The sequence below is a fragment of the Pontibacter sp. LHS1 genome (genome assembly GCF_058932855.1).
Window position 1 is genome coordinate 83,168 of record NZ_JBZYWF010000011.1, and the last position, 19,955, is coordinate 103,122.

20 protein-coding genes are annotated in these 19,955 nt (G+C 50.2%); 11 read left to right on the plus strand and 9 right to left on the minus strand.

Annotation, left to right across the window (positions count from 1 at the left end; all coding sequences use genetic code 11):
• Positions 1-3 precede the first annotated feature (3 nt).
• The 8 genes from AC5FXQ_RS17980 to AC5FXQ_RS18015 form a co-directional block, all read right to left on the minus strand.
• Entirely contained in the window at positions 4-1,281 is a 1,278-nt protein-coding gene (locus AC5FXQ_RS17980; protein WP_493603797.1) for a WD40 repeat domain-containing protein, read from the minus strand.
• Positions 1,282-2,001 (minus strand): hypothetical protein, encoded by a 720-nt coding sequence (locus AC5FXQ_RS17985; protein ID WP_493603798.1) that lies wholly within the window; start codon positions 1,999-2,001, stop codon positions 1,282-1,284. It abuts the gene before it with no gap.
• A 2-nt stretch (positions 2,002-2,003) separates the two neighbouring features.
• Complete coding sequence (locus AC5FXQ_RS17990; RefSeq protein ID WP_493603799.1) at positions 2,004-2,837, minus strand: hypothetical protein; 834 nt, start codon at positions 2,835-2,837, stop codon at positions 2,004-2,006.
• A gap of 110 nt (positions 2,838-2,947) precedes the next feature.
• On the minus strand, positions 2,948-3,517 hold the full coding sequence (locus tag AC5FXQ_RS17995; RefSeq protein ID WP_493603800.1) for a DUF4256 domain-containing protein: 570 nt from the start codon (positions 3,515-3,517) through the stop codon (positions 2,948-2,950).
• A gap of 16 nt (positions 3,518-3,533) precedes the next feature.
• Complete coding sequence (locus AC5FXQ_RS18000; RefSeq protein WP_493603801.1) at positions 3,534-4,016, minus strand: hypothetical protein; 483 nt, start codon at positions 4,014-4,016, stop codon at positions 3,534-3,536.
• Between the two features lie 91 nt (positions 4,017-4,107).
• Positions 4,108-4,725 carry a hypothetical protein gene (locus AC5FXQ_RS18005; RefSeq protein WP_493603802.1) on the minus strand — a complete coding sequence of 206 codons (618 nt, stop codon included), beginning with the start codon at positions 4,723-4,725 and terminating at the stop codon, positions 4,108-4,110.
• 96 nt (positions 4,726-4,821) lie between these two features.
• Positions 4,822-5,760, minus strand: coding sequence for a DUF5677 domain-containing protein (locus AC5FXQ_RS18010; RefSeq protein WP_493603803.1), 939 nt, complete (start codon positions 5,758-5,760; stop codon positions 4,822-4,824).
• Between the two features lie 36 nt (positions 5,761-5,796).
• Positions 5,797-7,308: an IS110 family RNA-guided transposase gene (locus AC5FXQ_RS18015; RefSeq protein WP_493603804.1), complete on the minus strand. Its 1,512-nt coding sequence runs from the start codon at positions 7,306-7,308 to the stop codon at positions 5,797-5,799.
• Positions 7,309-8,407: 1,099 nt separating this feature from the next.
• Between AC5FXQ_RS18015 and AC5FXQ_RS18020 the strand changes: the two genes are divergently transcribed.
• The 4 genes from AC5FXQ_RS18020 (at position 8,408) to AC5FXQ_RS18035 (ending at position 12,916) form a co-directional block, all read left to right on the plus strand.
• The gene (locus tag AC5FXQ_RS18020; protein WP_493603805.1) at positions 8,408-10,015 is read left to right on the plus strand and encodes a sodium:solute symporter family protein; all 1,608 of its coding nucleotides are present in this window, start codon (positions 8,408-8,410) and stop codon (positions 10,013-10,015) included.
• Entirely contained in the window at positions 9,955-10,407 is a 453-nt protein-coding gene (locus AC5FXQ_RS18025) for a GNAT family N-acetyltransferase (protein ID WP_493603806.1), read from the plus strand. Before AC5FXQ_RS18020 ends, AC5FXQ_RS18025 begins: the two co-directional genes overlap by 61 nt.
• Positions 10,408-10,411: 4 nt before the next feature.
• Positions 10,412-11,485, plus strand: coding sequence for an alanine racemase (locus AC5FXQ_RS18030; protein WP_493603807.1), 1,074 nt, complete (start codon positions 10,412-10,414; stop codon positions 11,483-11,485).
• Positions 11,486-11,587: 102 nt separating this feature from the next.
• A complete protein-coding gene (locus AC5FXQ_RS18035; protein WP_493603808.1) occupies positions 11,588-12,916 on the plus strand; it encodes a Na+/H+ antiporter NhaA in 1,329 nt (442 codons plus the stop codon).
• A 43-nt stretch (positions 12,917-12,959) separates the two neighbouring features.
• On the opposite strand, the gene AC5FXQ_RS18040 is transcribed toward AC5FXQ_RS18035, so the two are convergent.
• A complete protein-coding gene (locus AC5FXQ_RS18040) occupies positions 12,960-13,883 on the minus strand; it encodes a universal stress protein (protein ID WP_493603809.1) in 924 nt (307 codons plus the stop codon).
• A 161-nt stretch (positions 13,884-14,044) separates the two neighbouring features.
• Here AC5FXQ_RS18040 and AC5FXQ_RS18045 point away from each other — a divergent pair, with 161 nt between their 5' ends.
• The 7 genes from AC5FXQ_RS18045 to mnhG are packed head-to-tail and all read left to right on the plus strand — an operon-like array spanning position 14,045 to position 19,954.
• On the plus strand, positions 14,045-16,360 hold the full coding sequence (locus AC5FXQ_RS18045) for a putative monovalent cation/H+ antiporter subunit A (RefSeq protein ID WP_493603810.1): 2,316 nt from the start codon (positions 14,045-14,047) through the stop codon (positions 16,358-16,360).
• Positions 16,357-16,899: an MnhB domain-containing protein gene (locus tag AC5FXQ_RS18050; protein ID WP_493603811.1), complete on the plus strand. Its 543-nt coding sequence runs from the start codon at positions 16,357-16,359 to the stop codon at positions 16,897-16,899. Before AC5FXQ_RS18045 ends, AC5FXQ_RS18050 begins: the two co-directional genes overlap by 4 nt.
• Before the next feature lie 4 nt (positions 16,900-16,903).
• Positions 16,904-17,266 carry a Na+/H+ antiporter subunit C gene (locus AC5FXQ_RS18055; RefSeq protein WP_007661047.1) on the plus strand — a complete coding sequence of 121 codons (363 nt, stop codon included), beginning with the start codon at positions 16,904-16,906 and terminating at the stop codon, positions 17,264-17,266.
• Positions 17,267-17,275: 9 nt separating this feature from the next.
• Positions 17,276-18,784 carry a proton-conducting transporter transmembrane domain-containing protein gene (locus tag AC5FXQ_RS18060; RefSeq protein ID WP_493603812.1) on the plus strand — a complete coding sequence of 503 codons (1,509 nt, stop codon included), beginning with the start codon at positions 17,276-17,278 and terminating at the stop codon, positions 18,782-18,784.
• 1 nt (position 18,785) lies between these two features.
• Positions 18,786-19,283 carry a Na+/H+ antiporter subunit E gene (locus tag AC5FXQ_RS18065; RefSeq protein ID WP_493603813.1) on the plus strand — a complete coding sequence of 166 codons (498 nt, stop codon included), beginning with the start codon at positions 18,786-18,788 and terminating at the stop codon, positions 19,281-19,283.
• Entirely contained in the window at positions 19,280-19,549 is a 270-nt protein-coding gene (locus tag AC5FXQ_RS18070; RefSeq protein WP_493603814.1) for an MrpF/PhaF family protein, read from the plus strand. The genes AC5FXQ_RS18065 and AC5FXQ_RS18070 overlap by 4 nt, the downstream gene beginning before the upstream one ends.
• A gap of 3 nt (positions 19,550-19,552) precedes the next feature.
• Complete coding sequence (gene mnhG, locus AC5FXQ_RS18075; RefSeq protein WP_076421762.1) at positions 19,553-19,954, plus strand: monovalent cation/H(+) antiporter subunit G; 402 nt, start codon at positions 19,553-19,555, stop codon at positions 19,952-19,954.
• Position 19,955: the final 1 nt, after the last annotated feature.

Below are 19,955 nucleotides of genomic sequence, written 5' to 3' on the forward strand. Positions count from 1 at the left end.
GAGCTATTGGGCGGTCGTCTCTAATTTGAAATAATACTTTACTGGACTAATATTTTTGTCTTTGTCTTCAATCACCACCTGAAAGGAATTACTTTGCTCTGGCAGCTTTACCTCAAAGGTAAATTCAGCGCTAACAGGATCTGTATACTCCTGCACCTCCTTTGTCTTCTCATTTGTTATGCTGATTTTCTTTACCTCTTCCGGGCGGGTCACCATGGCGCTCAGGGTGGCCGTGTTACCGACAGCAGTAAAGACATCTCCAACTCCCTCCCCGTCAATCGAAATGATTTTGAATTCGTGAGCAGTCCTTACATTAAGCTGGAAATAGTCATCGTAATAAATACCATTACCTAATGTGGCTACAGCTAACTGAAGCGTGCCAGGATTAAAGCGCACACGATTTGGCTGTTGCTCAATCAGCCGGAACATTTTTTCCTGAAAGTAATGCGGTCCTTTTTTATCAGCCTGAACGTTCAGGTTATACAACGCTATTCTGTTGTCATGGCCCACACTTACCAGAACGTTGTTGTTGCTGATATCCAGTGCAGATACCCAGTTAGAATGCGGGTGTTTTAACTTGGCAGTGTATGCTGTTGCTTCTTTATCAGGTAAGTTCCAAAGGAGTACCCGACCGTCAAAACCAGCGCTGACAAGATGGGTGCTGTCTTTGCTCAGGGCAAGCGCTTTTACCCAGTCTTTGTGCCCTTTGAGTGTCTTCATAAGTTTCTTCGCCTGCAGATCCCATACTTTAATAGTTTTATCGGCACTGGCAGAAACCAGCAGGCCACCGTCGAGGCTGAATGTCAGATCTGTTATTTCTTTACCATGTCCTTCGAAAGTATGGAGTAGTTCACCTGAGTCAGCTTGCCATACCTGCACTTTTCTGTCTCTTCCCCCCAAAGCCACAAATTTACTATCAGGGCTATAGGCAACTGCCAACAGTGCGCCTTTTTGCTCGAAAGTGCGGATCACTTCCCTCTTTTCTATATCCCAGATCTTTGCGCTGTTGCCGTGCGCGGCAAGCAAGTACCTGCTATCATTTGAAAAATCCAGGTCCGTAACAGGTCCGACAGTATCGGAAAGCTTAAAACTGCTGCTGTCTTTGCCGAGCTGCCACAGCTGTATGTTATTATCATAGGCACCGGCCAGCAACAATCCGTCAGGAGAATAATCCATACTGTGCACCACCTTCCCCTGCAGGTCGAATGGCTTTAGCGTCTGATTTTGTGCGTTTGTAGCCAGGGCGGGCAAAAAAGCTGCTGCCAGAAATATCTTCTTCATCTAAAAAGCCCTCTTTTGTTTAAGTGTTCTCAAAATAAAACCACCCTCCACCTGCAGCATGTTTAGCTTGTCAGCCAACCTGTCTGTCTTGTTCTGATGTATCTGATTGTACCGTAGCTGCATGAAGACACCAAATTTTTCTGAATCCAGATACTTTAACCCAACCGCGGCCTCGTAGCCTAATGCGCCCAATGTACTTTTAGCAGCGGGTAAATTCCATGTTACCACGGTTGGAAGTACATCTCCTTTGGCGGGAGTACTGGCAATTACGTCACCTTTTTCCTGGCTAAACTGCAGCACGTTATACCCCAGGCCAGCATATACAAACGGAGAAAAACGGCTGTTATAATTTGTGAACGGGTAGTAGGTAGCGCCCACGTAATGCTGTATCGCGCTCAGTTGCTGCCAGGGAGAGCTTATATCGGCTCCGGGGCTGGTGTATTGCAGTTGCGTATCATCGAAAGTAAGGTAGCGCAGGCTATAGCTAGTCTCTACTACTTTCAGCAGTTTATTTGTCCCGACACTTGCTGAAAAGAAGTAACCTTCCCGCTCAGCTTTCTGTGAAATAGTAAATCCTTTGCTGTCAAAGCTATGGCTTTCAGCAGCAGCTGCAAGTCCGCCCCCTATCTTAACTTCTAACTGGTGAGTATGCTGACCTTGAACCTGGTTGCAAAGCAGCAGGAGAAACGGCACCATAAAAGCTTCTAAAAATTTCTTCATGGTTATTCTTTTATGATCCAATCTCCATTTATAGTGTACACCAGCTCATTGTTCTGGTCTTTGTAATGCAGGCGATCGTACATTCCTCCATTGCTATTGATCAGGTTAAATACATTTAGCTCCGCCGATCTGTAGATATGAAAATCAACCGTTTCTAAGTAAATGTAAAAGTAGGGATGCCACCACCATGAGTTAAACTCTCTGATGGGCACGTTTAGGTTAATGCTGAGCGGAAAATCATTTGTAGACACCACTTGCTCATAATAAGTGGTAGGAAGTGGCCCGGCATAGCTGCTGGGATAAAACTTTTTGAAAATAACCTTCACACGCTGATCCGGGTTGGCTTTTATCTCAGGCAAAGCATTTATTGTCAGTTTTTTAAGCCTGTATTCCAGCAGTGTCTCTGCTTCGGTTTCAACTGCTGTTGAAGTTATAGTCCCTTTGTGCAGGGGCGTTTCCAGAATGTAGGGAAGGTTCTGGTTATGCTCTATTAGAGCATTATGGTTGTAGGCATTAATAATCTTGATCCAGTATTTCTGGGGAGCCAGGTTTTTGAAGGTCGCTGAATTTACGGGAGTGATGGTGCCTCCATTCTTGGGCCTTATGTCGGACAGACTTGCTGATGCTACAGGTGTTGCATAAGGTGTGCGCCAGGCCTCCTCAGAATCGTAGAGGTATACCATGGCTTTTTCCTTTCCATGCGTGTCGCTTTTCCGGCCCTTCCAATCGACAACCAGCAGGTTATCTTCTTCTTCTACAGGGTCTACTTCCTGACTAAGCTGACAGCCTGCAAGAATAACTGCCAGTATTAATGCTAGACTTGATCTGATCTTCATGAAGCGTAATAATAAGTTTGTATTATCGTTGAAGTAGTTAAAAAAATAGATAGCCATAGCCTGTAATTTCCAGAATGGGCAGGTCAATACTCCAATTTCGAATTTGCTGATCAAAGCGTCAGGGAGCCCCGGAACGCTCTCGCAGCATAGTAGGATTGTGCCCCGTTGTGATAGACGAAAACATGATCATAGCGTCGGTCGCAAAAAAGAGCACCTCCTAGCTTTCTGATCTCAGCAGGCGTTTGGATCCAGCTCGACGTCTTTAGATCGAATTTCCCAAGCTTTTGTAGCTCCCGGTATTGAGCCTCTGTGAGCAGTTCAATGCCCATTTCAGCAGCCATATCCACGGCATTGTTTTCTGGCCGGTGCTCTTTTCTGGACTCCAATCCTTCGCGGTCGTAGCACACGCTTCGGCGTCCTTTGGGGCTCTCTGCTGCGCAGTCGTAAAAGATGTATTCCCCTGTCTGCTGATCATGCCCTACCACATCCGGCTCACCACCAGTGCGCTCCATTTCGTGCAGCGACCACAGTTTAGCAGGATCCACCTCTAGTCTCGCTAGCACATCCGTCCAGGTTATACCTGCATGGCGCTGCATGTTTTTTTCGAATCGGGTTTTCAGGGTGCTGAATAATTCTTCCTGCTGTGTTGCTGTTAAGTCTTTTGTAGTTGCCATGGTCATATCGACTTAGTTAAACTTATTGCTTCAAGGTAAAACCAACCGGTATTTTCAGATTGTCAGAGTCATACATGTTTATGTACAGAATGATCGGCTCTGCCAGACCTTCGTAGGTGATGCTGTACTTGTCGAGCAGGCCGCCACCCATCATCCCGTTTTTGGACTGAAAACTACAGCAGCTTCCAAGCCGGTGATAACTGATGGGTTCACCGTTTGGACCTGCCAGCGCATTCAGGAATCGCCTTTCATTAAGAGGCCCCTCCGACTTATCAGCGCCTCCCACCATGATCGGATTTTTGCTGTCATAGCCGTAGGTTTTGTCCTCGCTGACTTCTGCTATCACGAAAGTAGTTTCATTCAGTAGCTTTTGCTCGTGCACCGGACTACCGTAGTCAACCATACCTTTAGCGGAGGCAGTATTTGAAGTGGAGCCGGTATTCTTGGAAGCGCTGCAAGATATAGCCACAAAAGCGAGTGGAATAAGGTAGTATTTTAGCTTCATGTGATTTATTGTGGGAGGGTTGTCTTTATGGGAACATGTTCGTACATGAGGTGAGCGAGGCTTTCAGCCGAAGCTTTGCACATGTGCTTGGTTAGGCTAGGATATTATTCTCTTTTTTATAGTTTTCTATTCCATCTAAGGCTGCCTGAAACTTAGCCGCAAGCCCATCTTCTATACCATACTCGCTAAACTTCTTTACTGCCCAATCAAAAACAGTAATACCGAATCCTGTTTCTTTATGCACTATGATAGAATGAAAGTATGGGTAAGAGTATAACCAGTCAAATTCTTGTGACTGCTTGAACAAATAACCTAATGTAGCTCCCAACTCACAAACAGATACTAAGTACTGGTTTGAAAAATCTTCCGGATTACTTTGCTTTATTATTTGCGCAACATTCACTCTGTCATAAAACCTGTCAACTCTATCGAGAACTTCAAGATTCAGAGAGTTGGCATTAACGATATTTTTGAAGTCTTGTAGTGCAGCGTCAGTTACATCTTTGATGTATCCCTGTACTTCCTGTAATACATCTTCTTGCAAATACTGTAGTTCATCCATATCAAGAGGTCTTCCTTCATAACCCGCTATAACATACATGTCCGGACGAGTCATTTCAGTTCTTTCTTCTTCTGGATACCATGGACTTAGAAACTCCTTAAATAGCTTATCACAACTCGGGAGTTTTCTCTTGTATAGTCTTAGCATTCCATAGTTTTATTGTAGCCTAACGGTACTCGTGCATGCGGAGCCTGAAGTATTAGCGAAAGGTTCTGTATGAACTTTGTTAGCTTGTGTTATTCTTCAGTCTAGCTTAATGTTTATTAACTGCTCTTTACTTGCTACTCGCTGATGTAAGCCCTTAATGGATGAATACCAATCATCATATTCTCTCTTTTTGAGTGGGAGCCTTTTATTAATGATTGTTGAAAATGTTTTCAAGGAAAAAGTCATTGCATAGCTGGTAATCATTTGAACATCCTTTGGATATCTTATCTGCACAATTTCTGCCTTATTATCAACTGAGCCAAACAGCTTTCCTTGAAGAATATCTGTTCCATGTGTAGGACCTGACCAAGAACGATATAAAGTTTCATAGAGACCTGAAAGCTTTAAATGTTCCGCAAGCTCTTGAACATTCTTTGGACCATCAAAAAGTCTATACCACGCGGGATTCTTTTCACCCTTTTCTTTAATTCGCAGGTATTCTTGGTTTGCTTTATGATAATCCGGTTTTTGAAGCAGTGACTCAAGATTTACAATAGCATGATTCAATTCTGGTATTTCAGGTATTTTAAACCCATTAACAGATTTGTCACTATTCAATTTATGCTGAAGTTGCTTACCCTGTTCATTTCTAGGATCTAACCTTTTGTAAGATTTTAAATTTTTATGCGTGTGCCACACCATAAAAGCCATGCTACGGTCAATGGTTTTATCTTCAAGTAGATATTCTATACTAAAATAGGTCTCTAGTGCACCCCTTAGGATTAATTTACAAGGATCAACAGACGAGCTTTTAATAAGTATGGAAATAGAATCTATGAGTTCTAAAAAGTGTCGAAGTGATAAAATTATTGGTAGATTCTCGTCACTACCTCTTGCTGTATCTAAATCCCATTTCAGAATATGTGAACCGAAGTTAACAGTCTCGTCAATACCATTTGATAAGTATTCAAGCAATGCTCTTACTCCATCATTATTTAATTCTCTTGAGACTATTTCTTGTACAGGTTGCTTCAATTTCTAATTCTTTAAATCCTGACTAACGTTTATTTTTCAGGCAGTTGCGAAGCCTAATTCTTCAGGCTTGAGGTCTAATTTAGTGATGTTTTTCTTTATCCGCTGCACGAGCTTAAGCTTTCTTTTCTCATCGAGGAACAGGTACTGGGTGGGCGGGTTGTAAGGCACGCGGTAAGTGAGCATGTGCCAAATGATCACCGCCAGCTTGCGGGCCGTGGCGCTCACCGCCGCCTGCCGCCCTTTGCGGAAAGCCACCCTTTTAAAGAAGTCCGACAGGTGCGTCTCGCGTAGGTTACCGATCACATTGGCCGCCTGCCTCAGGGCGATCTTCAGACGGTTGCTGCCCTTGGGGATATGGGAGCTGAGCACCCGCCCGCCGCTCACCTTGGTGTTGGGGCAGAGCTTGAGCCAGTTGGAGAACTGCTTGGCCGTGGGAAACTTTCTTATTCCTTCCGCGCCCACCTCGCTCATGAGCGCCATCACCGTCGCGTGGCTCACCCCCTCTATCTTTAGCAGGTCCACCCCGCCGTAGTACTGGAAGGCCAGCTGGTTGAGGTCCATTTGCTGGGGCGCGTTCTTGTTGACGCGCTTATAGGGCTTGGGATCAGCCTTCAGCTCCCGCCTCTCCTCGTCTGCTCCAATCTGCTCTTTGAGCAGCTGCTCGATGGCCGCGTCGCAGGCGGCAATTTTCTGCTGCAGGGTTTTGTACATATCCAATTCCTGGGACAGAGCGAAGAGCAGGTCCCGGCGGCCGTTGCCGTGCAGGGCGCGGGCGATCTCCTCCTTTGACTTGCGGCAGTTGCCGTGGCGGAAACAGGCCAAGCGCATGGAGTCCGTCTCCCCCTGGCAGATGGCCTCGATGATGGCCATGCCTGTCTGGCCGGTGATGTCGCGCACCACCACGTCGAGCCGCAGGTTCAAAAGGCGCAGGTACTTCTGCATCTTCTGGGTGGTGACGGCCGCCGTCTCCAGCAGCGAGGCGCGGTGGCGGCAGTAGGTGCGCAGCTCCTCGGTGGCCGCGTCAGGCAGGAAGCTGCCCGAGAGCAGCCCCAGCGAGTGCAGGCGCTGGATCCACTGGCAGTCCTGCACGTCCGTTTTGCGCCCCTTGATGTTCTTGGTGAACTTGCCGTTGCAGAGCAGCACCTCCAGGTCCGCCTGCTGCAGGGCCGTGAACAGGCTCTGCCAGTAGGTGCCCGTGCTCTCCATGGCCACGGTGGTGATCTGCTGCTCCTGCAGCCACTGGGTCAGTTCCCGTAGGTCAGCCTGATAAACACCGAACTCCCGCACCTGATCCGCCCCCTGGCCCACGGCCACAAAGTGGGAGCGGCTGCCCACGTCGATGCCGGCGGCGCGGGGGTTGACAATCTCCATGGGTGTGCTTTTCTTTTTCATAGCTGTAAGGAATGAAGTGAAAGAAAAATGATCCCAGGGGAATGTACTGTAGGTATTGAAAGTATCCTGATCGGGGTCTCCCAAGGGAGCCACCACTGAAATCACCTCAAAGCCCTCTTCCACAGAAGGCTCTCTACATTCCAACCAGAATGCCACCCGAGCTTAAAAGCGTCAATTAAAATCCGGTCTTGCAAGGGATACAAGAATTATACGCAGCAGCGTTAGCGTGAGAAATCAATAGTTAATATGGGGGGAATTCCAGCTAACGTGCTGGTGCTATAATGTGTGTAAGGCAAAGCCGTAGCATAAATTATGCACTTTGTTGGCATTTGTTTTTCTATTGCATTGCAGTCCAAGTACCAGTTTTGCTACTATAAACTGTTCTATGGTAGCCATTCATAAGATAGCTTACAGTGTATGAATCTCTACTTTCATTAGGTGTGTACCTAAGTATTTTAAGCCTTTGTTCGGCATCAATTTCATTTAAATTTAGAGGATATATTCCTTTTTTCAGTCTGTAAGCTTCAATGTCGCTAATCACTGTTGATGCTACTTGCTATCTTTTTATTTTGATTAGTCTGCCCATTCCTAAGTAGGTGCCCATTAAAAGTACTGAAGAAATAAAGCATGCAAGTCCAATTGATTTTGCTTTTGATTTGTTGAACAGTCCCACAAAGAACGTTATCAGGGAAACAACAGCAACTACAGCAACTAAGACTATAAACAGTAAGAAATAAAGTACATTAATATAAGTAAAGACAATACCTATTAGTACGCCTATCAAAATAATTATTAGTTCTACCCTGTATTTATTCATCTTAAATTAATGCCAACTAGTGTATAACAGGAATACCTACTCCCACTATCTGCACTATATCTGGTGAACCACCGAGCTCACATAAATATAGCACCTACCCAATATAAACAAAACCTTGAAATTATATTCAGTTTTTATCATTTTTATAGTAAAATCCGCTTCCATTAACTGTCCGTATCATCAACCTGATTACACACATCACCAGCTCCTCCTAAATATTATTATCCTAACAAAATTCACCCTTTCACACCTTTTTTGTCCACGCTCTTCCTGTCATACATCTTTAAACAATTTGCACAAAAGCCACACTTCATTTTAGCTAATCCTTGCCCTTAGGACTACTTTTAGCTACTAAAACAAGCTTTTCAGCAAAATTTTGAGTATATTCATAATCAGCGATACTAATAGCCTATACTCAAACTTATACTATTCTAATACATGCACATACTCGACCTTACCATATTCGTGCTCTACATGCTGGCCATGCTGGGCGTTGGATTCTACTTCCTCAAAAAGAACCAGGGTGCAGACGATTATTATGTGGGTGGCAGAGGTATGGGCAGCGGGCACATTGGTCTATCGGTGGTGGCAACGGATGTGGGGGGCGGCTTCTCCATCGGCTTGGGCGGACTGGGCTTCGTGATGGGGCTCTCCGGTGCCTGGATGCTCTTTACCGGCCTGCTCGGTGCCTGGCTGGCGGCAATGTTTCTTATACCTAAAGTGAAGCGTAACCCGGCATTCGACAAATTCCTCACCTTCCCACAGATTTTTGGCCACTACTTCAACGCTCGCGTGGCACTGCTGGCCGGCATTATCTCAGCCATCGGCTATACCGGCTTTACCAGCTCGCAGATTCTGGCCGGGGCCAAGCTGGCCAGCGGCACATTCGTTAACCTCGACCTCAACACGGCCCTGCTGATCATGGGCATCATAGCGGTGGTCTATACTGTTATGGGGGGCCTCAAAGCGGTGATCTATACAGACACCGTACAGTGGGCGATTCTGATGGGCGGACTCATCTTCATCGGTATACCTGTTTCCTTTCTGGCTGTCGGTGGTGGCGTGGAGCAGATTGGCTTTGGTCAGCTCACAGATTTTGCCTGGGTGTCTGCACAGTCCGGTCGCAGCATGGAAGCCATCCGTAGCACCCTGCCTGCAGAGTTTCTGACGCTCACCAACATCACCTGGCAGCAGATCGTGAACTGGGCTATCACCATCATTCCGATCTGGTTTGTGGGCATGACGCTCTACCAGCGCATCTACGCCTGCCGCGACGAAAAAACTGCCAAGCGTGCCTGGTACCTGGCCGGCCTGTTCGAATGGCCGATCATGGCATTTATGGGTGTGAGCTTAGGTATACTGGCAAGAGTGGCAGCGGAACAGGGTATGTTTGAAGCACTAGGCGTAGGCGCGGATGTGGATCCGGAGTCAGGGCTGCCGATGCTCCTGCGCTCGGTACTGCCGGTTGGCCTGATGGGGCTGATGCTCTCGGCTTATTTCTCCGCCATCCTTTCTACCGCCGACAGTTGCCTGATGGCTTCGTCGGGCAATATTGTGACCGACGTGATCGGGCACTTCACGAAATCTGATCCTGATTCTCCCAGAATGCTGCGCCTGTCGCAATTGATCACGCTGCTCGTCGGGGCATTTGCGCTTTGGCTGGCCACCACCATGACCAATGTGCTCGACCTGATGCTCTACTCCTACGCCTTTATGGTGTCCGGTTTGTTTGTGCCGATCATCGGGGCGCTCTTCTGGAAACGCCGTAGCAGTGTGGCCGCATTTTGGGCGATGCTAGTCGGGGGCTTTACCACCATTCTGCTGCAGGTAACCATGAATACCGAAGGCATCGTACACATGCCGTGGCTCGATCTGAGCTTTGGCTTGCCCTACGGCCTAGATCCCAATTTATTTGGCCTCACGGCTTCCCTTGTGCTTTACATTACGTTAACTATACTATACCCAAATAAAACTGAAGAAGAGAAATGGCAGAAAACAACTCCGTCCAATACGAAATCCACACCCCTACCAACCACCGGCAGCTAAACCACGACGAAGTGCTTGACTTCCTCTTTGAGCACCTGGACCAGTACGGCGACGCCCGCGAAGACATAGCCAAGTGCATGGATTATGCGCTCTCGGATGCAGAGGGCAAAGGCGGTTCGGTATTGGTAGCACGGGAGAACGGAAAGGTTGTGGGCGCATTAATACTGAATAATACAGGTATGAGCGGATATATCCCTGAAAATATACTGGTTTATGTGGCCGTTCACAACAGTCAGCGTGGCAAGGGCGTAGGCAAAAAGCTGGTACAGCTGGCTGCCGAAACAACAGAGGGCAGCATTGCGCTGCACGTGGAGCCCGACAATCCGGCTCGCCACCTGTACGAAAAAATGGGCTTCACCAACAAATATTTAGAATACAGACTTATCAGATAATATAATGGCAGTCTTAAAACTGTGCCGCTCCAAACTCAGACACAATTACAACCACATCGACCAGGTGCTCCGCGAAAGGAACATCGACTGGGGCATCGTCACCAAGCTACTTTGCGGCGAAGAGACTTTCCTGAAGGAGGTGCTTGCCCTCGGCGTAAAGGAGGTCCACGATTCCAGGGTGACCAACCTGATCACAATTAAGAACATGGCACCCGATGTGCAGACCGTATACATCAAACCAGCTCCGAAACAAAGCATTCCCGACATCATCAGATACGCCGATGTGAGCTTTGAGACAGAGCTCGACATTATCCGGCTGCTGTCTGAAGAGGCTGAGCGGCAAAACAGAACGCATAAGGTCATCATCATGATCGAGATGGGTGACCTGCGGGAAGGTGTGATGGGCGACGACCTGGTGGACTTCTACGAGCAGATCTTCAACCTGCCCGGCATCTCCGTCATCGGGCTTGGTGCCAACTTCAACTGCCTCCACGGCGTGATGCCGACGCAGGACAAACTGATACAGCTGAGCCTGTACAAGCAGATCATCGAAGCGAAGTTCAACATCGAAATTCCCTGGGTGTCTGGTGGCACCTCGGTTACCATTCCCCTGCTCTTCAACCACCAGATGCCAAAGGGCATTAACCATTTCCGGATTGGGGAGGCCTTGTTTTTTGGGCTCAACCTGTTTACCGGCGAAACCTTTGAAGGCATGCACGACGATGTGTTCGAGCTAAGCGCCGAGATCATTGAACTGAACGAAAAGCCCATGATCCCGATCGGTATGCTGGCGGAGAACCCAAGTGGTGAGAGTTTCGAGATCGACGAGAGCCTCTACGGCAAAACCTCTCACCGTGCCATCCTGGATGTAGGTCTGCTGGACATCAACCCAAAATACCTTATACCCAAAGATGATGGCCTGAGTGTGGTCGGAGCCAGTTCTGATATGCTGGTGGTGGAGCTTGGCGTAAACGAACAGAACTACAGGGTGGGCGATGTGCTGAACTTTAATCTGAAGTACATGGGCGCGCTCAGCATCATGAACTCCCGCTACATTGCCAAAGAAGTGGTAGAATAGCAGCATAAGGTACAGCAGGACCAAAACTTTTCAGGACTTGCTACGTCTCTAAGGTGAATCTAAATATCGCTATTCCTTTATACCTTGGCTGCTGAACCCACTTTGCTCAATCGCATAACCTACTCCTTCGAAAAATTCGAACAGGTGCTGGTGCGTGGAGGTACCCTGACACTGGTTGTTGCGCTACTGGCTCTGTCCTGGCTCAACTCGCCTTGGGGTGCTTCCTGGCTATACCTGTGGGAAAATCCGCTGACCATCACATTTGGAGCCTACACCATAGCCAAACCAATCGGCTATTGGGTGCAGCAGGCCTTGCTGCCACTTTTATATCTTATACTTGGCATGGAACTGAAGCGGGTGCTTCGTGTGGGCGAGCTGAAGGCAAAGTCTGATATGATTTTTGCCTTTACTACCGCTTTAGGAGGTATGCTTATACCTGTTGCGGTCTACCTATACCTGGCTCCCCCTGCTGCACAGGCAGGCTGGCCTGTAGTGGCCACTGCCGATGTGGCGGCAGTTCTGGCGCTCCTGGCGCTGGCAAGCAATTCCCTGCCGCTTTCCCTGCGGGTATTCCTGTCTTCCACCGCGATCATGCAAGGTATAGGCAGTTTGTTGCTGAGTCAGGTGCTCTATACCTCTACCCACAACCTGCTGGCACTTTCGGTTGCCACCGGCGTGTTTGGCCTGCTCGTGGTGCTGCGGGCGCTCCGCAACCGCACCATGTGGCTATACCTGCTGCTGGGGCTGGTCATGCTGGTTAGTTTTCTCCTGGCAGGTGTGCAGGGAGCCGTGGCAGGTGTGTTGCTGGCGCTGGTCATGCCGATCCACTCGCGGGTGAGAGAAGAAGACTTTGTAACCTCCACCGATACTGTGATGGGACAGCTCCATGCCCTGCGCATGATGAAGCGCCCGGAACCCGGCGAAGAAATGGAGGAAGATTTTCAGGCGGCTGCGCATACCCTGCGGGCTAACAGCACAAAAGCCCTGTCACCGCTGCGGCGCTTGCAGCAAAGGCTCCTGCCCTGGGCTGCCTACCTGGCCCTACCCCTTTTTGCGCTGGCTTTTGTGCCCTTCGCCTACAACAGCTTTGTTTGGCGTGACCTGCTTGGCCCCGTGCCGATGGGTATATTCCTCGCCCTGGTCCTCGGCAAACCAATCGGAATGCTGCTTTTTGCCTGGCTGCTTTCGCTCACAGGTATAGCGCGCATACCTGCAGGGCTGCACTGGGGTCAACTGACCGGCGGCGCTCTGCTACTGGGTGCGGGCTTTATGCTGTCGCTCTTCCAGGCGCAGCAGGCTTTTGCTGCGCCGGAGCAGCTCACGCTTGTGAAGATCAGTATTTACGCGGCTTCAGCATTGGCTGGTCTGCTTGGGATGTTAGTATTGGCAGTGGCGGGCAAACCAAAAGACCTGCCACACCCTCAGGTATAGCAGGTCTTTCGTCATAATTTAAATTCCGCTTTAGAAGCAGGTCTTAATCGTTGCCCAGAAGCGCATCCAGGAAGCCAAGCTCCTCTTTTTCCTTCTTATAGACAATCATTGGCATGTCGTCGTTGTGGCGTAGAATTTTCTCTGTCACGCTACCCAGCACAAAGAGAGCGGCAGCTGACTTTCCTTTGGCACCAATTACCAGCATGTCGGCTCTGGCGCGCTTCGCCTCCACTACGATCAGTTCTCCCACATCGTCCTCGTTTTCCTGCTTCACAAGTCGTAGTGTGGCACGGTCCCGCAGTTCAGGGAAACGGGCCAGTACCTGCTCAAACTTGTCGCGGGCAAAGCCTTGCATGCGTTCGTCAAAGTCTTCGTAGCTGATGCCCAGCGTAATGTAGCCGGTTGGCACTTCGTAAACATGCAGACAGGTAATGCGCACTTCCGGTCTTGTAAGTGCTGAGTGCAGGATGCGATCGAGTGCCATCAATGAGTATTCAGAAAAGTCAACGCTGACCATGATGTGGTTCAGGATCGGATCTTCATTCTCAGGCACGAACAGTACGCTCACACGCCCACTGCGCAGGATCTTCTGGGCCAGTACGCCACTTCCACGCAAATGGAACTTGCGGCCTACGACCACCATGTCGATCTGCTTTTCTTTGGACCAGTGCAACAGCTCCTTCAGCGGAGATCCCTCCACTACCTGCACTTCTACTTTCGAACGTTGCTCCGGTCCGAAGTAACTGAAAATCTTCTCCTCCATGGCCACGCGGATCTTTTCGTCGACTGCCATGCCGTTCGGAATTCCCTTCAGCACCTCTGCAGGTATGTCGAGGCTTTTCTCGGCGTGGATGAAGTAAACTTTCTCTATTTCAGAAATGGAGCAAAGAAATGCGGTGTAGGAGATCAGGGTATCGTCCATTTCCGACAGGTCGAGCCCCACCATAATACGTTTCAGCGTGTTCATGATGATGTTTTGGTTTTTGGGTTATCGTTTGCTGCGCTTGTCCTTTTCCTGCTCTCCCCCTCAATTTCGACCCTGACGTAACAATAAATGCGCAGATTGGTACTATGTGTTAAATCAGCTACGAAATTAACAAGGATACATTTACAAACTAAGCATTTTTGATGTTTTTAGCTATACTCGCAGGTTTCCTGTTGGCATTTGCCGCGCCTATGCTCTACCGCTGGCTCGGCAAATGGGTATACGTGCCCATGGCCCTGCTGCCCCTATCTATTTTTATATACCTGCTCACACTGGCTCCTGCCGTGCTGGGAGGCAACAATTTAGGTGAAGTGCAACAATGGGCTCCCTCTCTCAACATCAACCTGCATTTCTTTCTGGACGGACTCAGTCTGCTTTTTGCCCTGCTGATCACGGGCTTCGGAACACTCATTATGATATACGCGGGAGGTTACCTCAAAGGTCATCCCTTGCTGGGGCGTTTCTACCTGTACCTGACGCTGTTCATGACGGCGATGCTGGGACTAGTGCTCGCTGGTAATATCATTTCGCTCTTTGTTTTCTGGGAACTCACCAGTATCAGTTCATACCTGCTCATCGGCTTCGGGCATGACAAGGAGAGCTCCCGCAACTCGGCGCTGCAGGCACTGCTCGTTACCGGGCTCGGTGGTCTGGCCCTGATGGCTGGCCTGATACTGGTGGGCATGGCCGGCGAAACCTATACCTTGAGCGAACTGCTGGAGCGGGGGCATGTGGTGACAAAGCATGCGCTATACCTGCCGGCCCTCGTGCTGATCCTGCTGGGAGCTTTTACCAAGTCGGCCCAGTTTCCTTTTCACTTCTGGCTGCCCAATGCCATGGCAGCTCCCACTCCGGTCAGCGCCTACCTGCACTCGGCTACCATGGTGAAAGCAGGCGTATACCTGCTGGCCCGGCTCACCCCTGTCATGGGAGGCACTGACGAATGGCAGTATACCTTAATGCTGATCGGTGGCATCACGACCATATTAGGTGCTTTGCTTGCCACCCAGCACGTTGACCTCAAAGCTATCCTCGCTTACACCACTATCAGTGCACTGGGTCTGCTGGTGACCATGACAGGTATAGGCACTGCTCCTGCACTGGAGGCCATGGTAGTGTTTCTGCTGGCGCACGCGCTCTACAAAGGCACCTTCTTCCTGGTGGCCGGCAACGTAGACCACGCCACCGGCACCCGTGACCTGACCCAACTCACTGGCCTGTCCGGCTCCATGCGCTTCACGGCTATTGCGGCGCTGCTGGCCGGTATGTCCATGGCTGGTCTGCTTCCCTTCTTTGGCTTCATCGGCAAAGAGCTGGTGTATGAGGCCGCGCTCGAAGAAAGCCCTTTCCGCTGGATGCTCTTTGCCGTGAGTTTCTTTTCGGGGATGGTGTTTGTGGCTGTGGCGATTGCCATAGGTTATGGCGTTTTCTGGCGTCGTGCCGTTGAGCCTACACCCCTGCAGCACCCCGACAAAGCCATGCTCTACCTGCCGCCGGTCATCCTGGCCAGCACCGGACTGGTGTTTGGCCTGCTGCCGGGCTTCTTTGTAACGCCGCTGCTACGCCGCGCCGCAGAGGCAATGCTGGGAGTCGAGCAGGTGTTTGAACTGGCGCTGTGGCATGGTTTCAATCTGGTGCTGGGCCTTAGTCTGCTTACGGTGGCGCTGGGCTATGTCGTCTACCGCTTTTCTAACCGACTGCTTAGCTACGCCAACCGTTTCAACGGAATCTACCGCTTAGGTCCGGCTAACCTGTACCAGCTCTCGCTCAAAGGTTTCCTGGCTGGCGCTACCAAAATTACAGCTGCCATTCAGAACGGCTACCTGCGCAGCTACATCGCAGCCATCATCTCAGCACACATCGCCCTGATCGTGCTCTCCCTCTGGAAGGATGGTCCCCGGTTGGAGCTCGTTAACCGACTACCGGAGCTCTCGCAGTTGCGCATGTACGAAGTGGTGTTGCTACTGATGATCGTGCCAGCGCTGATCTTCCTGTTCAAGTCACGCTCCCGCCTCACCTCTATTGCCGTAATGGGTATCATTGGTTATTCTATGGCACTGTTTTACATCCTCTTCGGTGCGCCTGATGTGGCCGCCACGCAGCTGCTCATCGAAACGCTGACAGTCGTGATCTTCGTACTGATACTGCACAAACTACCGGCATTCCGCTACCTCTCACATGCCTCAGAGCGCTACAAGTATGTGCTGCTTTCGCTGGCTTTTGGGGCCATGATGACTTATGTGATCCTGATCGTGAAGCAGTACCCGCTTGACTCCCAGCTGAAAGCCTACTATGGCGAGAACAGCTACCTGCTCGGACAGGGGCGCAACATCGTGAACGTGATCCTGGTAGACTTCCGGGCACTGGATACGCTGGGTGAGATCGTGGTGCTGGCCGTAGCGGCCATTGGTATACTGGCAATGCTGAAACTACGCATGCAGAAAGGAGACAAACCATGAAAACCGTCATTCTTGCGGTCGCCATCCGCATCCTCATACCGATCTTCATCATCTTCTCGGTCTATACCCTGTTTAGGGGGCATAACCACCCGGGCGGGGGGTTTATCGGCGGTCTGATCGGGGCCATTGCCTTTGTATTTCATACCATGACCCACGGACCGCAGCAAACCGTGGATACCTTCCTGAAGATAAATCTCTACGGCTACCCGAGACAGCCTAACCAGAGCCGGTCCCTCTACCTGATGCGCATGATGCGGGTGAATGTGTGGCGCCGCAGAAAACTGGCCCGGCACCCGGAGATGAAAGAGCGCATGATCCGCATCGAGCCCATCTACATCATTGCCACCGGTCTGCTCCTGGCAGCTGGCAGTGGCGTTGTGGGTCTGGTATTCGGACAGCCGTTCATGCATGCCTACTGGGCTGATTTTTACATCCCGATTATCGGCAAACCGGGCACCCCTATCCTGTTCGATATTGGCGTATACCTGCTGGTGATCGGGGTGGTGCTCAAAATAACCTTTGTGATGTCAGAAGAATAAAACTATGGAACTCATACTACCCTTTCTGATCGGTATCCTTTTTTCAGCAAGTCTTTACCTGATCCTGCACCGGCATTTCTTTAAGCTTATACTTGGGCTAATCCTGTTCGGCCTGGCAACCAACCTGTTTCTGTTTGTGATCGGTCGCCTTACCCGCGGGGGCTCAGCCATTATCGGGCAGGATGAGCGTGTAGCCACAGAGCCTTTCGCCGACCCGGTGCCGCAGGCCCTGCTGCTCACGGCCATTGTGATCGGCTTCGGTATACAGGCCTTTGCCATTGTGCTGATCAAGCGGGTATACCAGTCGTTTGGCACCACCGACCTCGACGACATGAACACCACCGACCAGATTGAAGAAAAACACTAAGCACACCCTATGAACCACCTGCTTATCATGTTGCCGCTGCTTATTCCGCTGTTTGGGGCTATCCTGAGCCTCTTCTTCTGGCGGTATGTGCGAGCGCAACAAGTTATCGGCATTCTGGCACAAGCCTGTATGCTGATTGCCTCTTTCCTGCTGCTCTTTGATGTGAATGACCATGGCATCCGGACAACCCAGATCGGCAGCTGGCCCGCCCCTTTTGGCATATCATTGGTGGCGGATCTGTTCAGCTCCATGATGGTGATTACCAGTTCAATCATCGGCATGGCCATCTACCTCTTTTCCATCAAAGGGCTCGACAAAGCCCGCCAGACCTTTGGTTACTACCCGGTGCTGCTCATTCTGCAGATGGGGGTGTCAGGCGCCTGCCTGACCGGTGACCTGTTCAACCTCTTCGTGTGGTTTGAGGTGCTGCTGATCTGCTGCTTTGTGCTGATCGCGCTGGGGGGCACCAAGCCGCAGCTGGAGGGCGCTATCAAGTATGTCACCATCAACTTTCTGGCCTCCGGTTTTCTGCTCACAGGTATAGGCGTGGTGTACGGCATACTGGGCTCCCTCAACCTGGCGGAACTGGCTGTGCTGGTTCGCACGCCGGTATCGCATCCGGCCCTCATAACCATGGCGGGCATGTTTTTCCTGATCGCCTTCGGTATCAAGGCAGCCATATTTCCGCTTTTCTTCTGGCTGCCGGCTTCTTACCACACGCCGCCCATTGCCATCTCTGCCTTCATTGCGGGTATGCTCACCAAGGTAGGTATGTATGCACTGATCCGCCTGTTTACGCTGGTATTTGTCACCGACCAGGAACTGACCATTCCGCTATTCACCGTGCTGGCCGGCTTTACGATGGTGATCGGGGTGTTTGGAGCGGCTTCACAAAATGACTTCCGCAAGATCCTGTCATTCCACATCGTAAGCCAGATAGGGTATATGCTGATGGGCCTGGCTCTGTTTACACCCCTGGCGATTGCAGGCAGTGTCTACTTTATCATCCACAACATTCTGGTCAAAACCAATCTGTTCCTGATCAGCGGTGTGGTGGCGCATAACCGGGGCACCTTTGCGCTCAAAAAGCTGGGCGGCGTATACCTGCAGCACCCTTTTCTGTCGGTACTGTTTTTCATCTCGGCTTTCTCTCTGGCCGGTATACCGCCTTTCTCTGGTTTCTGGGGCAAGTTCATGCTGGCCAAAGCAGGCTTTGAGATCGACAGCTTTGTGATCGTGCTAGTTTCCCTGGCTGTTAGCCTGATCACGATCTTCTCGATGACGAAGATCTGGAACGAGGTATTCTGGAAAAATAAGCCCGAGGCTGATCCGCTGGATGACGTGGTGACAGCGCGCGAGAAAAAAGACAACCTCCTGCTCCATCTGCCGGTGCTGTTTCTGGTACTGTTCATTCTCTTTATCGGGGTGTATGCCGAGCCGGTGGTATCGATGGCGCAACTGGCAGCCGAGCAGCTCCTGAACAGCGAATTATACATCAACGCCGTATTGAAAAAATAGCATGAAGACATTTATCATCCACTTCCTGATCGCTTTCTTTGGCAGCTACATCTACTTCGAATATGGCGAGCCGATGTTTCCGTACAATGCGATCTGGGCGGTAGTGGTCGCCACGTTCATCATGTTTATCCTATGGCTTACCACCCCCTCCTATCATCGCTCCTATTTCCATAAACTGCCAAAAGCCATCTCCTTTATCCTGTTCTTTTTGAAGGAGCTGGTCGTGGCCAACCTCAAGGTAGCCTATGACATCCTGACGCCTACCTACCGTATGAAGCCGACGGTCATTGCACTGCCCCTGGCAGCCTCTACCGATATGGAGATCACCCTGCTGTCGGGTATCATCACGCTCACGCCGGGCTCTCTCTCCATCGATGTGAGTGCTGACCGGAAGGTGTTGTACGTACATACGCTATACATCAAGCACAATGACCTGGAGCTGGCCAAGCACACGATAAAACATGGTTTCGAACGCAGACTATTACAACTTACAAGATGAGTATATTCTCCTTCACACTGATATTTGCCATGGCCGCCCTGAGCCTCTGCCTGATCATGACCGGCATCCGGTTTGCCATGGGTCCCTCGCTGCCAGACCGCATCACGGCCTTTGATCTGTTCGTGGCCAATGTCATCGGCATCGTGGCTATTTATACGGAGCTCACCGGCAACGAGGACTTCATAGACGTTGCCATCATCTTATCCCTGTTCGGTTTTCTGGGCTCTATCTCTTTTGCCTATTACCTCATGAAATCAACCCGCTAGCCTATGCTTGAAGACATCAATTTTCTGCTCATCCGCGAGATCATCAGCTCGGTGCTTATCATCATCGGCGTCATGTTTATGCTGATCAGCACCATCGGGCTGCTGCGCTTTCCGGACTTCTACATCCGCATGTCAGCCATCACCAAAGGGGCAACACTGGGGCTGGGGCTTATCCTGTCAGGTATGGGCATCTACTTCAACGAGCCCGACATGTTTTTGAAAGTGGTGCTGATCATCGGCTTTACCTTCCTGACGTCTCCGGTAGCGGCACACGTGATCGGGCGTACCGCTGTGCGGAATAAGATCCCGTTCTGGGACCGTACTAATCTCGATGAGTTCAAGGAATACCTGCACAAAGAACACACCGCCCACCGCGACCATGAGCGTGACAACAAGCAGGTATAGC

Bases quoted from the DNA above. Each gene is read 5' to 3' on its own strand.
- AC5FXQ_RS17990 (WP_493603799.1), bottom strand. From the start codon at position 2,837: ATGAAGATCAGATCAAGTCTAGCATTAATACTGGCAGTTATTCTTGCA.
- AC5FXQ_RS18030 (WP_493603807.1), top strand. From the start codon at position 10,412: ATGGCAGTCTTAAAACTGTGCCGCTCCAAACTCAGACACAATTACAAC.
- AC5FXQ_RS18050 (WP_493603811.1), top strand. From the start codon at position 16,357: ATGAAAACCGTCATTCTTGCGGTCGCCATCCGCATCCTCATACCGATC.
- AC5FXQ_RS18025 (WP_493603806.1), top strand. From the start codon at position 9,955: ATGGCAGAAAACAACTCCGTCCAATACGAAATCCACACCCCTACCAAC.
- AC5FXQ_RS17995 (WP_493603800.1), bottom strand. From the start codon at position 3,517: ATGACCATGGCAACTACAAAAGACTTAACAGCAACACAGCAGGAAGAA.
- AC5FXQ_RS18020 (WP_493603805.1), top strand. From the start codon at position 8,408: ATGCACATACTCGACCTTACCATATTCGTGCTCTACATGCTGGCCATG.
- AC5FXQ_RS17980 (WP_493603797.1), bottom strand. From the start codon at position 1,281: ATGAAGAAGATATTTCTGGCAGCAGCTTTTTTGCCCGCCCTGGCTACA.
- AC5FXQ_RS18055 (WP_007661047.1), top strand. From the start codon at position 16,904: ATGGAACTCATACTACCCTTTCTGATCGGTATCCTTTTTTCAGCAAGT.
- AC5FXQ_RS17985 (WP_493603798.1), bottom strand. From the start codon at position 2,001: ATGAAGAAATTTTTAGAAGCTTTTATGGTGCCGTTTCTCCTGCTGCTT.
- AC5FXQ_RS18060 (WP_493603812.1), top strand. From the start codon at position 17,276: ATGAACCACCTGCTTATCATGTTGCCGCTGCTTATTCCGCTGTTTGGG.
- AC5FXQ_RS18070 (WP_493603814.1), top strand. From the start codon at position 19,280: ATGAGTATATTCTCCTTCACACTGATATTTGCCATGGCCGCCCTGAGC.
- mnhG (WP_076421762.1), top strand. From the start codon at position 19,553: ATGCTTGAAGACATCAATTTTCTGCTCATCCGCGAGATCATCAGCTCG.
- AC5FXQ_RS18045 (WP_493603810.1), top strand. From the start codon at position 14,045: ATGTTTTTAGCTATACTCGCAGGTTTCCTGTTGGCATTTGCCGCGCCT.
- AC5FXQ_RS18040 (WP_493603809.1), bottom strand. From the start codon at position 13,883: ATGAACACGCTGAAACGTATTATGGTGGGGCTCGACCTGTCGGAAATG.
- AC5FXQ_RS18005 (WP_493603802.1), bottom strand. From the start codon at position 4,725: ATGCTAAGACTATACAAGAGAAAACTCCCGAGTTGTGATAAGCTATTT.
- AC5FXQ_RS18000 (WP_493603801.1), bottom strand. From the start codon at position 4,016: ATGAAGCTAAAATACTACCTTATTCCACTCGCTTTTGTGGCTATATCT.
- AC5FXQ_RS18065 (WP_493603813.1), top strand. From the start codon at position 18,786: ATGAAGACATTTATCATCCACTTCCTGATCGCTTTCTTTGGCAGCTAC.